Annotated in this window: 15 protein-coding genes; all 15 read left to right on the top strand. The window is 64.3% G+C overall.

Features of this window, described 5'->3' with window-relative positions; all coding sequences use genetic code 11:
• Nucleotides 1-49: 49 nt before the first annotated feature.
• The 15 genes from AC25Z0_RS06965 to AC25Z0_RS06895 all read left to right on the top strand — a co-directional run bounded on the left by AC25Z0_RS06965 (nucleotide 50) and on the right by AC25Z0_RS06895 (nucleotide 12,397).
• A complete protein-coding gene (locus tag AC25Z0_RS06965) occupies nucleotides 50-865 on the top strand; it encodes a sigma-70 family RNA polymerase sigma factor (protein WP_488132692.1) in 816 nt (271 codons plus the stop codon).
• A gap of 116 nt (nucleotides 866-981) precedes the next feature.
• Nucleotides 982-1,824 (top strand): flagellin N-terminal helical domain-containing protein, encoded by an 843-nt coding sequence (locus AC25Z0_RS06960; RefSeq protein WP_488132691.1) that lies wholly within the window; start codon nucleotides 982-984, stop codon nucleotides 1,822-1,824.
• Between the two features lie 191 nt (nucleotides 1,825-2,015).
• Entirely contained in the window at nucleotides 2,016-3,359 is a 1,344-nt protein-coding gene (fliD, locus tag AC25Z0_RS06955) for a flagellar filament capping protein FliD (protein WP_488132690.1), read from the top strand.
• An 8-nt stretch (nucleotides 3,360-3,367) separates the two neighbouring features.
• A complete protein-coding gene (fliS, locus tag AC25Z0_RS06950) occupies nucleotides 3,368-3,796 on the top strand; it encodes a flagellar export chaperone FliS (protein ID WP_488119453.1) in 429 nt (142 codons plus the stop codon).
• A gap of 46 nt (nucleotides 3,797-3,842) precedes the next feature.
• Entirely contained in the window at nucleotides 3,843-4,163 is a 321-nt protein-coding gene (locus AC25Z0_RS06945; protein WP_488132689.1) for a hypothetical protein, read from the top strand.
• 150 nt (nucleotides 4,164-4,313) lie between these two features.
• Entirely contained in the window at nucleotides 4,314-4,655 is a 342-nt protein-coding gene (gene flgB / locus AC25Z0_RS06940) for a flagellar basal body rod protein FlgB (RefSeq protein WP_488119451.1), read from the top strand.
• Nucleotides 4,655-5,047: a flagellar basal body rod protein FlgC gene (locus tag AC25Z0_RS06935; RefSeq protein WP_488119450.1), complete on the top strand. Its 393-nt coding sequence runs from the start codon at nucleotides 4,655-4,657 to the stop codon at nucleotides 5,045-5,047. Before flgB ends, AC25Z0_RS06935 begins: the two co-directional genes overlap by 1 nt.
• Entirely contained in the window at nucleotides 5,047-5,352 is a 306-nt protein-coding gene (fliE, locus tag AC25Z0_RS06930) for a flagellar hook-basal body complex protein FliE (protein WP_488119449.1), read from the top strand. Before AC25Z0_RS06935 ends, fliE begins: the two co-directional genes overlap by 1 nt.
• Entirely contained in the window at nucleotides 5,352-6,938 is a 1,587-nt protein-coding gene (fliF, locus tag AC25Z0_RS06925; protein WP_488119448.1) for a flagellar basal-body MS-ring/collar protein FliF, read from the top strand. Before fliE ends, fliF begins: the two co-directional genes overlap by 1 nt.
• Complete coding sequence (gene fliG / locus AC25Z0_RS06920; protein ID WP_488119447.1) at nucleotides 6,935-7,954, top strand: flagellar motor switch protein FliG; 1,020 nt, start codon at nucleotides 6,935-6,937, stop codon at nucleotides 7,952-7,954. The genes fliF and fliG overlap by 4 nt, the downstream gene beginning before the upstream one ends.
• The gene (locus AC25Z0_RS06915) at nucleotides 7,944-8,552 is read left to right on the top strand and encodes a FliH/SctL family protein (protein ID WP_488132688.1); all 609 of its coding nucleotides are present in this window, start codon (nucleotides 7,944-7,946) and stop codon (nucleotides 8,550-8,552) included. The genes fliG and AC25Z0_RS06915 overlap by 11 nt, the downstream gene beginning before the upstream one ends.
• Nucleotides 8,549-9,874 carry a FliI/YscN family ATPase gene (locus tag AC25Z0_RS06910; protein ID WP_488119445.1) on the top strand — a complete coding sequence of 442 codons (1,326 nt, stop codon included), beginning with the start codon at nucleotides 8,549-8,551 and terminating at the stop codon, nucleotides 9,872-9,874. The genes AC25Z0_RS06915 and AC25Z0_RS06910 overlap by 4 nt, the downstream gene beginning before the upstream one ends.
• Nucleotides 9,871-10,308, top strand: coding sequence for a hypothetical protein (locus tag AC25Z0_RS06905; protein ID WP_488119444.1), 438 nt, complete (start codon nucleotides 9,871-9,873; stop codon nucleotides 10,306-10,308). Before AC25Z0_RS06910 ends, AC25Z0_RS06905 begins: the two co-directional genes overlap by 4 nt.
• A gap of 2 nt (nucleotides 10,309-10,310) precedes the next feature.
• Nucleotides 10,311-10,976 (top strand): C40 family peptidase, encoded by a 666-nt coding sequence (locus tag AC25Z0_RS06900; RefSeq protein ID WP_488132687.1) that lies wholly within the window; start codon nucleotides 10,311-10,313, stop codon nucleotides 10,974-10,976.
• Entirely contained in the window at nucleotides 10,973-12,397 is a 1,425-nt protein-coding gene (locus AC25Z0_RS06895; RefSeq protein ID WP_488132686.1) for a flagellar hook-length control protein FliK, read from the top strand. Before AC25Z0_RS06900 ends, AC25Z0_RS06895 begins: the two co-directional genes overlap by 4 nt.
• Nucleotides 12,398-12,409: the final 12 nt, after the last annotated feature.

Raw genomic sequence — 12,409 nt, 5'->3', positions numbered from 1 at the left:
TTCCCGGCACGCTGCACCGATATCCATCTCAAGTCACAGGGGTAAATCAATGAATCGCGATGAACGTAACGCGCTCGTGGTAGAGAACCTCCCGCTCGTCGGCTACCTCGTCTCAGAGGTCTGGTCGAAGGCCAGGCACCTCGACAGGGATGACCTCGCCTCGGCCGGTGCTGTGGCGCTGATCACGTCTGCCGACGCCTTCAAGCCTGAACTCGGAATTCCCTTCGGCGCTTTCGCTCGGCGCCGCATCGTCGGTGCATTCGCGGATGAGATGCGCTCACTCGACTGGGCAACACGCTCAGCTCGCCGACGCATCAAGGAAACCCTCGGGGTGCAGGAGACGCTGGCCGCGGCCCTCGGTCGGACCGCCACGGTTGACGAGATCGCCGACGCGCTCGGTGTGGACAAGGCAGAGGCACTCGCCGGTATCGCTGACGCCTCTCGTACGCTCTCGACGCTCGACGACGTGACGGCAGAGTTCCTGGTCGCAGAGACCGTGCTGCCAGAAGACAGCCTGTTGTCCGGCGAGAAGCTCCGCTACCTGCACGCATCCGTTTCAGCGCTGCCGGAGAAGATGCGTTACGTCGTTGAACAGGTCTACTTCGCAGAGCGCACAGTTAAAGAGGTCGCGGAGGAGCTGGGGACCACCCACTCCGCCGTGTCCCAGCAGCGTGCAGAAGCCATCCGCTTGCTTCGTGACGGTTTCGGTACCCACTACTCAGACTCACCGGACACCGCATACGTCCCAGAGTCTCGAATTGCCGTCGCCGGTCGGAGTGCATATCTGGCCAGGCTCTCAGAGCAGGCCGTTGTGGGCATCGCCCGGTTCGCGAACGACCGCGGCGTTGCGTCAGCAGCATCCTGACGTCTCTGACAATTTTCTGGCACATCGTCTAACGGATGATGACGGCCGGTCGATAGATCACAGTGCCAGCCCATGGATGGGCCGGTTATACCAACCCACTCACGGAGGACATCACTATGGGTATGCAGATCAACACCAACACCGCGGCTAACAACGCTTACCGCAACCTCTCCAACACGCAGAACAGCCTGTCGAAGTCGCTTGAGAAGCTGTCCAGTGGTCTCCGCATCAACCGCGCAGCGGATGACGCAGCCGGCCTCGCTATCTCAGAAGGCCTCCGTTCACAGGTGAACGGCATCACCGTTGCAGCCCGCAACGCCCAGGACGGCATCTCGGTCATCCAGACCGCTGAAGGCTCCCTGACCGAGGTGCACTCCATCCTGCAGCGTGTTCGCGACCTCGCAGTTCAGGCCGGCAACGACTCGAACAACGCTAACTCGCGCACCGCGATCCAGACTGAAGTCACCGCACTGACCAGCGAGCTCACCCGCATCGGCGCGTCCTCGAACTTCAACGGCATCAAGCTGCTTGATGGTTCAAAGACTGGTGCAACCAGCCTCACGTTCCAGGTCGGTGCAGGCGGCGTTGCAGCCGAAGACCAGATCACCGTTGACCTCGGCACCGCGAACACGACTGCCGTCGCAACCGCTGTTGGCGCCCTGACGTTCGACTCCGCAGCAAACGCTGCAGCGTCGATCCTGGTGCTCGACACGCAGATCACCAACATCTCAACGGCACGCGCCAACCTCGGTGCTGTTCAGAACCGCTTCGAGTCGACGATCAACAGCCTGAACGTCTCCAAGGAGAACCTGTCAGCTGCAAAGTCGCGCATCACCGACACGGACATGGCTTCTGAAATGGTCAACTACACCCGTGCGAACATCCTGTCGCAGGCCGGTACCGCCATGCTCGCGCAGGCGAACCAGTCCAACTCGGGCGTTCTGCAGCTCCTCCAGTAACTAAGGACGTAGCTAGCTGGGCCAATTCTGAGTAGTTTCACTCACCTCAGAAAGCAGCTCGACAAACACCTGGAAACAGGTACGAGCTGGTGGCGATCGCGGATGAACTGGACCTCATACGTGATCGCCACCGGCTTTTTCGCTTTACCCAGCGTCTGTTGGCGCATACATGATTCAGCAAAGGACTTGTAATGGCGTCAAACCTCGCAATCGACGGTCTCATCAGTGGCATGGACACGACGGCCCTGATCAACTCGCTCATGCAGGTCGAGGCCATTCCGCAGACGCTGCTGAAGGCCAAGGTCACCTCAACGCAGGCGTATGTCACGGCACTGCAGAACCTGAACGCCAAGATCGCAAGCCTCGCGACGCTCTCAGCGGCCGCGGCGAAGCCCACGTCATTCGACCTCTTCACAGCAACGGCCAGTTCGACAACCGTGACGACCGCTGTTGCAGCAGGGGCCCAGGCCGGGCAGATCGACTTCACCGTTGGCAAGACGGCCCAGGCGCAACGGTCGTTGTCTGCACCCATGAGTGCCTGGCCGGAGTCGCCTGCCGTGCTGACCGTCGTCGGCAGTGACGGCACGACAACAGAGATCACCGCAGCAACCACGTCGCTTGACGACATGGTCGCTGCCGTCAACAAATCGGCCGCCGGAGTGACGGCCACCAAGGTTTCGATCGGCAACGGCGAGTTCCGCCTGCAGTTCGAGGGCAAGACCACGGGTGACGCCGGCGCGTTCTCCCTCTATCAGGGCACAGGCACGGGCACCGCCCTGGCGACGACGGCCCTCAAGACTGCGCAGAACGCCGAGATCACGCTCTGGGCTGGAACCGCTGCGGAACAGAAAATCACCTCAGCCACCAATACCTTCGCCGACGTGCTCCCCGGCGTCTCTGTCACCGTTACCGCGGTGAGTGCAGACCCGATCACGTTGACTGTCGCCCGCGACGACAAAGCCGTGTCGAAGCTGGCCTCCGACCTGGTGACCGCGCTGAACGACATCTTCAACCTCATCAAGACGAGCACGAAGGTGATCACCGCCACCGACTCTTCTGGGAAGACGACGACATCCGCCGGCGTGCTCGCCGGTGACAGCACCGTTCGCGGGGTCAACCAGCGGATCACCTCTGCTGCATCCTTGCCGATCAACGGTTTTTCACCCTCCGAGTACGGCATTGTCATCAACAAGTCTGGAACCTTCGACTTTGACGCCGAGAAGTTCCAGGCGTCTCTGACCAAGGATCCGGCCGCAATGCAGGTCGCGCTGCAGGAAATCGCGTCGCGCGTCTCTGTCGTGGCCACCGAGTTGTCTGACAAATATGACGGCTCGCTCACCACCAAGATCTCCAGCCAGGAATCCCTCGTCAAGAATCTCGGCGACCAGGTAACTGACTGGGACCGTCGCCTCACCGCTCGTCGCGCATCGCTCGAAAAGACATACACGGCAATGGAAGTTCAGCTGGGCACACTGAGCACCCAGCAGAGCTGGCTCACCTCGCAGCTCGCGTCGCTGAACTCCTCCAAATCCTAGGGAACACCATGAATACCAGCCAGGCAGAGGCGCAACGATCGAAGTACAACAGGGAAGCCGTGCTGTCGGCCAGCCCCGTACGGTTGTTGACCATGCTGTACGACAGGCTGCTGCTCGATCTGGGTCGTGCGGATGCCGCCCAGACCGTCGGTAACTGGACCGTCGCCTCTGAAAACCTGCTGCACGCACAGGCGATCATCTCTGAGCTCGCATCGTCGCTCAACGCTGATGTGTGGGACGGCGCCGAAGGCCTGTCTGCCCTGTACTCCTATGTGTCGACGGCGCTCATCAGCGCCAATGTGAACCGCGATGTGCTGCGCACCCGGGAATGCGTCGACCTGCTCGAGCCGCTACGCCTCAGCTGGCATGAAGCGGCGCAGCACATGCCGACCACGCCTCGCCCGGCATCCGCAACGGGAACTCTCGGCTTTGCCTGATCACGCCCCAGCGTCTGACCATCGGAATGCAACAGCGTGGGCTGGCGTGCTCGATGACCTTGAACATCGTCTCGGCCTCGCCGCGGCGGAGGCGGACGGATATGCAGAAGCGGAGTCAGAGCCAACTCCCGATTCAGCTTCAGATGTAGCCGCTCATCCGCTCGCGGACTGGACTCCGCCTGTCGGTCTCGGACCGATTCCCACCGAGCTCGTGGAGCGCGCACAGCAGCTGCTGGCGGGTCAGCGAGAGCTGAGCGCTGAGCTTGAATCCGCCAGGAACGAGGTCGCGCGGCATTTGGCCGCCATCCGCTCTGTACCGGCGATGCGGGCCCCGTCTGCAGCGATCTACCTCGACGTCACCGGCTAGCGCGACCGGGGAAGTCCGCCCATACCCAGCTTCTTTTTCAAGCCCTCCTTACGAAAGTCCGAACCGGGCCGATAGCTAAGGGGGAGCACGGATCGCTCACCTCCCGGCCATGGATCGGCCACTTGTTCCCAGACCAAGAAGCGGGTATTCGTGTTTGATTCGGTGACCTCTGTTGCGCTCACCAGCGCGTTGGATGGCCTGGCCCTTCGCCAGAAGACCATTGCCAACAACATCGCCAATGTGAACACGCCGAACTACCACGCCAAGCGTGTCGCGTTCGAAGACGCACTCGCGGCATCCGTTGCAGACGGCGACGGATCGACTGTCGCCACAACGGCGAGGTCACTCGAACCCACCCGCCTCGACGGCAACAACGTGAACCTTGACACAGAGACACTGTCGAATGTCGACACGGTGCTCCGCTACCAGTTCGCGACGCAGGCGGCCAACGGCCAGTTCGCGAGCGTCCGCACAGCGATGAAGACCAGCTGATGACGTTCGACGCGATCGGAATCGCCAGCACAGGCATGACCGTCCACCGTAAGTGGCTGGACGCTGTCGCCGACAACATTGCCAACATCAACACGGCGACGAGCACAGACGGCGCCGCGTTCCAGGCCCGCTACGTCATTGCCCAGGAAGGGCAGGGCACGAGCGGCGTCTACGTGGCAGGCACCGCAGCCGGCGACGCTGAGGGCCGGTTGACCTACCAGCCTGACAGCCCCCTGGCAGACGAAGACGGCTACGTCCGCCTCCCAGACATCGACCTGGCATCCGAAATGGGCCAGCTCATCCTCGCCCAGCGCGGCTACCAGGCCAGCGCAGCGGTCGTCGACCGCGCAAAGACCACGTACGAAGCAGCACTTCAGATCGGACGCTCCTGATGACCATCGCCCCCGTCGCAGCCGTGTCAGGCGTGACCGCCACCGATTACCTCGCCGCCGTCCAGCCCGCAGCGTCGACCGATGGCTCTGCCTTCGGCACATCACTCACGGGTGCCGTCGAAAACGTGCAGCAGCTGCAGTCCACCTCGAACGAACTCGCCATCCAGGCCGTCACCGGCGACCTCGACGACATCCACAACGCAACCCTCGCCTCAAGCCGCGCACAGGTCACCCTGGAACTCGTCGCAACCGTTCGCAACAAGGGCGTTGACGCGTTCAACGAGATTATGAGAATGCAGGCATAATGCCGACCCAGGTAACCTCAGCGTTCCGACGCCTGTCAGAGACGATTCGCGCCTTCACGATCGCCCAGCGCACTGTCGCGCTCATCGGGCTCGCCGTGCTCGCACTCGGCATCGCCGCGCTCACCATGTGGGCGATGAAGCCGTCATACACGCCGCTGTTCTCCGGATTGAGTGCAACGGATGCCAGCACCATCGTCGAACAGCTGCGGAGCGACAACGTCCCGTACGAGCTGACCAACGGGGGAGCGACGATCCTCGTTCCGGAGGAAAGCGTATACCAGGAGCGGCTCACCGCTGCGGCGGCAGGACTGCCGTCGTCATCGACGGGCGGGTATTCCCTGCTCGACCAGATGGGGGTCACCTCGAGTGAGTTCCAGCAGTCGGTCACGTACAAGCGAGCGCTCGAAGGTGAACTCGCGTCCACCATCCAGGCGATGAAGGGCGTCAAGACGGCATCCGTCAAACTGGCCATCCCAGAAGAGAGCGTCTTCGTCGCAGAGCAGAACGATCCAACGGCATCCGTTTTCGTGGAAACCCAGAACGGCGTCACCCTGACGAGTGACCAGGTTCAGGCCATCGTGCACCTCACCTCAGCCTCGATTGACGGCATGTTGGCTACCGACGTCGCCGTGATCGACGCGAACGGTGAGGTGTTGTCAGCCGTCGGCGTCGGAGCGACCGGATCTGCAGACTCGCAGGCATCCGACTACGAAGCCCGCGTTCGGGCATCGGTGCAGACCATGCTCGACAGGGTTGTCGGACCGGGCAACGCCACTGTCGTCGTCGCAGCCGACATGAGCTACGAATCGGCCGAGCGGGTAGAGGAGACCTTCGAAGCCCCAGAGGGAAACCCGGCGCTGAACGAGGCAACCACAACCGAGAGCTACACCGGAACAGGCGGAACGGCGGCCGGCGTGCTCGGCCCAGACAACATTGCGGTGCCCGGTGACGCTGACGGGAACGGCACGTTCCAGTCTGAAGACACCACCAAGAACAACGCCGTGAACAAGGTCACAGAGTCGCGCTCGATCCCGGCTGGCGCACTCAACCGCCAGACGGTGTCTGTCGCCCTCAACAAGGATGCCGCAGACGGCATTCGTGTGGCCGATGTCACCTCCCTGGTCGCCTCTGCGGCCGGCATCAATGCTGCACGCGGCGACGCCGTGACCGTTGAGGTCGTCGAATTCAACGGTGCGAGCGCTGCTGCTGCGGCCGAAGCCATCGCCGCTGCAAAGGCTGAAGCCGCTGCGAGCCGCTTCGCCGACATCCTGAAGATCGGCATCATCGTGCTCGGTGTGCTTGGCGCCCTCGTGGCCGGCGTGATCCTCTACGCCCGCCGCAACAACAGGCAGACTCGCGAAGCCATCGAACTCGGTGAATTCATGGAGTCGAGGCCGGCTCTCGACGAGGCGGCGACCACGCCGATCGGGATTGAGGCGACTACGCCACTGCCGCTTCCGGTGCTCGGCGCAGACGCGAACGACAGCGATCGCCAGCGCGCAGAGATCGACGCAATGGCCGCACGCGACCCGCTACAGACTGCAGAATTCCTCCGCAGTCTGATGGATGACAGGCAGACCGTATGACCATCGTGAGCGGCGCACCACTGACCGGCACCCAGAAGGTCGCCGTCGTGCTGATGAATATGGACCAGCAGCGGGCCGCCGTTGTGATGTCCCAGTTCAATGACGGCGAGGCAGAAGAGATCGCCGCCGAGATCATCAGGCTGCGCCGCGTCGACGCCTCCGTTGCTGAAAGCGCCATGGCCGAGTTCCATGAACTCTCCACCAAGGGCAAGTTCAGCGGCCGCGGTGGCCATGATGCTGCAGTCGGATTGCTTGAAGCATCGTTCGGTGCCGAGAAGGCAGCGGGCGTCATGAACAGGGTGACCTCGTCGATGGCCGGCAAGGCATTCGAGTTCCTCGACTCTGCGGAACCCAGCCAGTTGATAACGCTGCTCGACGGCGAACTGCCCCAGACCGCAGCGCTGGTGCTCGCTCACCTTCGCCCTGAACACGCCTCAGCGGTGATCACCGGACTCAACGAGTCGCTCAGAACCGACGTTGCCCAGAGCATCGCGACCATGGGTGCTTCGTCCCCTGAGGCCGTCAAGATCGTGGCAGACACCCTCAAGATCCGTGCCGGTGCCGTGGTGTCGAAGGATTCAGCTGAAGTCGTCGGCGGCATCCAGCCACTCGTCGACATCATCAACCGCGCAGACGTGTCGACAGAGCGTGAGCTGCTCGAAGCACTCGAAGCACGAGACCCGATCCTGGCTGAAGAGATCAGGTCGCGCATGCTGACCTTCGCCGACATCGTCAAGCTGGAAGGCCGTGATGTGCAGCAGGTGCTGCGTGGCATCGGAGCCGACATCCTCGCGACCGCCATGAAGGGCGCGTCAGAGCAGGTCGTTGAAGTCATTCGCGCCAACCTCTCAGAGCGCAACAAGGAGCTCCTCGACGACGAGATCGCCACTGCACGCCCTGTGCGCATGTCGCAGGTCGAGGAAGCGCGCTCGTCGATCGTGCGCTCGATCAGGGACCTTGAAGCACAGGGGAGCATTACCGTGCTCCGCGGTGACGAGGACGACTATGTCAGCTGACCCAGTCTTCTCTACCGTGGCTTTCCCCACGTTGCGCGGCGACGTGCAGCAACGGGTGGAGGCCCAGGCGAAGGTCCGCGGGCACGCGGCAGGCTTTACAGAGGGTTTGCGACAGGCCAAGGCAGAAGCGGATGCCCAATTGGCCAGGCAGCAGGCAGAGCACCAGGCGTCCCTGCGGCATGACCAGGCCAGGACCGATCGCGCTCTCGGCGTGCTGAACCAGGCCACGAAAGCGCTGCTCCTTCGTACGGTTCCCGTGCTGGACGATGTGCGGTCTGTGCTCGCCGAGACGGCCATCCAGATCGCGGAAGCGATCCTCTGCTGTGAGCTCCAGGACACAGAGCGCTCGGCACGGGCTGCCCTGGCGCGCGCCTTCAGCGGCGCAGACCCGCAGACCGTGCTCTCGGTTCGCCTGAACCCCGATGATCTCGGCGTGCTGCAGGGGGCCATCGGTGACCATGCTGGTGTCGACTTCGTCGCCGATCCCTCTCTGGCTCGCGGCGACGCCATCGCTGAGTATCCAGACGGATTCCTCGACGCCCGGATCGGGACGGCGCTCGCGCGCGCGACAACCGCACTCCGGCAGGAGAACCCATGACGCTCCTGCTTGAGGACACCTTCCTCACCCTCGACGCCGCACGTCGCGCCAGCGCACCGGAACGCGTCGGCGTTGTTTCCGCCATCGTGGGACTTGGCCTCGAGATCCAGGGGCTCAACTGCTCCATCGGTGACCTCGTCAGCGTTGGCGATGACGACCCCGTCGACGCCGAAGTGATTGCAACCACGCGGGAAGGCATCCGCTGCATGCCGCTCGGACGACTGAACGGCGTGAACGCCGGTGCTCCGGCGCGCTCAGCAGGGCTGCCGCTTCGGGTGCCGACGGGCGTCGGACTCTTCGGCCGCGTTCTCGACGGTCTCGGCCGGCCGATCGACGGCAAAGGACCGCTCGTTGACGCGGCGATGGTTCCGCTGCACAACGAGACACCATCAGCCATGCACCGCGCCCGGATCGACACGCCGCTGCAACTGGGCGTTCGTGTCCTTGACACCATGACAACTATGGGCAGGGGCCAGCGCATGGGCCTGTTCGCCGGCTCAGGTGTTGGTAAGTCGTCGCTGCTGTCGATGATCGCCAGGGGAACGGATGCCGAGGTGTCTGTGATCGCCCTCGTCGGTGAGCGCGGACGTGAGGTGCGGGAATTCCTCGAAGACGACCTCGGTGCAGAAGGCCTGGCCAAGTCGATCGTTGTCGTATCGACCTCAGACGAGCCAGCGATGATGCGACTTCGTGCAGCGTTCGTCGCGACTCGGATTGCTGAGTCCTTCAGGGACCAGGGCAAAGACGTGATGCTGATGATGGACTCCCTCACCAGGGTGGCCATGGCCCAGCGTGAGATCGGCCTGTCTGTCGGAGAGCCGCCCGCCACTCGCGGATATCCACCATCGACGTTCTCCGTGCTCGCCCAGCTGCTTGAGCGGGCAGGAACGGCAGAGACCGGGTCCGTCACCGGCGTGTACACCGTTCTTGTCGATGGCGACGATCACAATGAGCCGATCGCGGATGCCGCACGGTCGATTCTCGACGGCCACGTCGTGCTCGACCGCAAGCTGGCCGTCCTCGGTCACTTCCCGTCCATTGACGTGCTCGGCTCCATCTCGCGGGTGGCCACCAAGGTCACGTCAGCCGAGCTCATTCGCCAGGCAGGTCGCCTGCGCACGGTGCTCGCCGCCAGGCGAAACGCGCAGGACCTCCTCGACGTCGGCGCATACCAGCGCGGCACCAACCCCCTCGTCGACGCGGCGGTGGAGCACGAAGACGCGATCAACGCCTTCCTCCAGCAACGGATGGACGACCAGTCCAGCGCTCCGGATGCCTGGGACCAGCTCACTCGACTCAACAGCATGCTCGGAGGTTCATGATGGCTGCTCAATTCTCCCTCGCCGGACTCCTGCGACTCCGCCACGCGCAACAAGACCAGGCCGCAGGTGACCTGGCTGCGGCCAACCTGCGGATCCAGCAGAACGCCGCGAGCGAGGCGAAGACGCGCACCGCGCTCGGCGTGACCGCGACCGATGCCACCAGCACAGAAGCGCTGCACGCACTGGCCGCCGCCCGCGCCTCATCGCGAAGCATGCTCGCCGACCTGTCGTCGCTGGCGCGCCACCACGAGGCAACCGCGAGCGAGGCGCAGCAGGTTTTCGACGCCGCGCGTGCCCAGACACTCAGCCTCGAAAAGCTTGAAACCAGACACAACGCCACCGTCATCGCCGACGCGCTCAAGGCCGAGCAGCTCGTGTTGAACGAAATCGCGTCAACGTCATGGCACCGCGACAGCTCTGGGGGAGCCCGATGAGCATGAGCGACACGATGCTGCGCATCGGCGAGATCCAGGCCACCCTGTTGCAGGTCTCTGGCGTGACGGTATCGACGACCGCGACTACGAGCACCACGGCGACCGACACCAGTTCGGCATCGTCCTCAGCGCTCTTCGCGGAGGCACTCGCAGCCCTGGGCGGCACCACGGCGACCGGGGGAACGACGATCGCGAACCCGACGAACGCGACGGGGACCGACGTGGTCGCATCCGCTTCAAAATATCTCGGCGTGCCCTATGTCTTCGGGGGAGAGGACTCCTCTGGGATGGACTGCTCCGGTCTTGTGCAACGCGTATACGCAGACCTCGGGATCGACGTTCCGCGCCTTGTCTCTGGTCAGATGACCGTCGGCACAGAGGTCGGCTCGCTGGCCGAGGCGCAACCTGGCGACCTGATCGTCACCGAGGGCGGCGACCACGTCCTCATCTATGCGGGCAACAACAAGGTCATCCACGCTCCCTACGAGGGTCGAACGGTCAGTCTTGTCGACGCCTATATGACGGATGCAGACATCGTCACCATCAGACGCATCATCCCCACAGGAACCGCTGCCGCCACGGCGACGTCGTCGCTCTCCGCGGCCACCGGCAGTACCGATCTCGTTTCCGCGGCACTTGCCGCCCTAGCTAAGGGAGGGGTCGCATGACTCTTCTTCCCGGTTCACTGGCCACGGCTCCTCAGCCGGCCCGCGGGGGAGCCTCGACGTCGTCGTCGAGCTCCGCCGCTCGCGCCGACGGCTCCCGTGACTTCGCGTCAGCGCTACAGGGAGCGCTGGGTGGCCCTTCACCCCGCGCAGAGCGCGGCACCTCAGCGTCGCGTGGCGCTCAAGATTCAGCGGATGCCGACACTGTCGCCCCCGTTGCTGGGGACGTAGACGCTCCGGTGGCGCAGCCGCAGGCTGACGCCCAGCCCACCCAGCCGGTTCCCACCGCACTGGTGATCCCCGCCGGACTGGTCGTTCCCACCGGCCTGGTCGTTCCCACCGGTCTGGCCGTTGCTGTGACGCCGGCCGACATCGACGGTTCGGCTGCTGCCGGTGTCAGTGCAGCAGATATCGTCGTGGGCGCAGCCCCACTGGCTGTCGCTCCGGGCGCGGCAGGCACCGATAGTGTCGCAGGCGGTGTGTTCACCGGCCCCGAAACCGATGCTGTGGCCGACGCCGCCGTGGGTGATGCCGCAGCGGCGACGCGTGACAGCGCCCCGCTCGCCGCGACGGCTGCCGCAGCCTCACCCGCCGCATCCGTCGCACCGGGAGCGCAGGCGCAGCCGGTGGCAAACCATCAGATTCCGCAGGCGGCGGTGCAACCAGATGCCGTCCAGACGGCGCCGGTCGGCAGCGTGACCACACCGGGCAGTGCGCCCGCGGTCGCACCAGCGCAGGCAGCATCGCCCGTCGCCCAGGTGGCGACAGCGCCGCTGGCGTCTGAGGCACCGGTCGCGCCAGCTCTCTCCAGCGCGTCAGCAGATGCGGGCGAGCAGTCCGACTCCTCGCAGAACGGAGCCGGCCAGCCGACGCAGGGAACGATTGCCCCATCCGTCGTCCCGAGCGGCATCGCGACCCCAGCCGTCGCATATGCTGCGGCGACCGCGAATGTCGCTGCCAGCCAGAACGCCCAGGCAGATCAGCTCGCGCAAGCGCCGCTCTCCACGCAGATTGCCAGGCCGCTGTTCAGCCTCGCGAATGCCGCTCATGGTGAGCATGTCATGACCATTTCGATCACCCCAGACAACCTCGGCCCCGTCACGGTTCGCGCTCATGTCGGCAGTGAGGGAATCAGGGTGGAGCTCTTCGCGCCCAACGACGCAGGGCGAGACGCGTTGCGCTCGATCCTGCCAGAGCTGAAGCGCGACCTGGCCGGCTCAGGCATGACGGGCGCGAGCCTCGACCTGTCCTCGCGCAACCAGGCGGATAGCTCGCGAGATCAGGGCCAGCAGCCGGGCCAATCCGGCAGGGAACGAGCATCCGTTTCGGCCCTCGAGGGCGCAGGCGCCGGTGCACACACCCCAGAACGCACGACCGTACCGACCTGGTACGGCCCCACAGCCTCCATCGACGTGATGGCATAAGGAAGAGGTATA

The organism is Leifsonia sp. Y862 (assembly GCF_057669585.1).
Note: the sequence above shows the minus strand (reverse complement) of the source record. Positions and strands in the feature narration are given on the sequence as shown.

What these genes read in the sequence shown, in the direction of transcription:
- AC25Z0_RS06965 (WP_488132692.1), top strand. Translation starts at nt 50, where the DNA reads ATGAATCGCGATGAACGTAACGCGCTCGTGGTAGAGAACCTCCCGCTC.
- AC25Z0_RS06960 (WP_488132691.1), top strand. Translation starts at nt 982, where the DNA reads ATGGGTATGCAGATCAACACCAACACCGCGGCTAACAACGCTTACCGC.
- fliD (WP_488132690.1), top strand. Translation starts at nt 2,016, where the DNA reads ATGGCGTCAAACCTCGCAATCGACGGTCTCATCAGTGGCATGGACACG.
- fliS (WP_488119453.1), top strand. Translation starts at nt 3,368, where the DNA reads ATGAATACCAGCCAGGCAGAGGCGCAACGATCGAAGTACAACAGGGAA.
- AC25Z0_RS06935 (WP_488119450.1), top strand. Translation starts at nt 4,655, where the DNA reads ATGACGTTCGACGCGATCGGAATCGCCAGCACAGGCATGACCGTCCAC.
- fliE (WP_488119449.1), top strand. Translation starts at nt 5,047, where the DNA reads ATGACCATCGCCCCCGTCGCAGCCGTGTCAGGCGTGACCGCCACCGAT.
- fliF (WP_488119448.1), top strand. Translation starts at nt 5,352, where the DNA reads ATGCCGACCCAGGTAACCTCAGCGTTCCGACGCCTGTCAGAGACGATT.
- fliG (WP_488119447.1), top strand. Translation starts at nt 6,935, where the DNA reads ATGACCATCGTGAGCGGCGCACCACTGACCGGCACCCAGAAGGTCGCC.
- AC25Z0_RS06915 (WP_488132688.1), top strand. Translation starts at nt 7,944, where the DNA reads ATGTCAGCTGACCCAGTCTTCTCTACCGTGGCTTTCCCCACGTTGCGC.
- AC25Z0_RS06910 (WP_488119445.1), top strand. Translation starts at nt 8,549, where the DNA reads ATGACGCTCCTGCTTGAGGACACCTTCCTCACCCTCGACGCCGCACGT.
- AC25Z0_RS06905 (WP_488119444.1), top strand. Translation starts at nt 9,871, where the DNA reads ATGATGGCTGCTCAATTCTCCCTCGCCGGACTCCTGCGACTCCGCCAC.
- AC25Z0_RS06900 (WP_488132687.1), top strand. Translation starts at nt 10,311, where the DNA reads ATGAGCGACACGATGCTGCGCATCGGCGAGATCCAGGCCACCCTGTTG.
- AC25Z0_RS06895 (WP_488132686.1), top strand. Translation starts at nt 10,973, where the DNA reads ATGACTCTTCTTCCCGGTTCACTGGCCACGGCTCCTCAGCCGGCCCGC.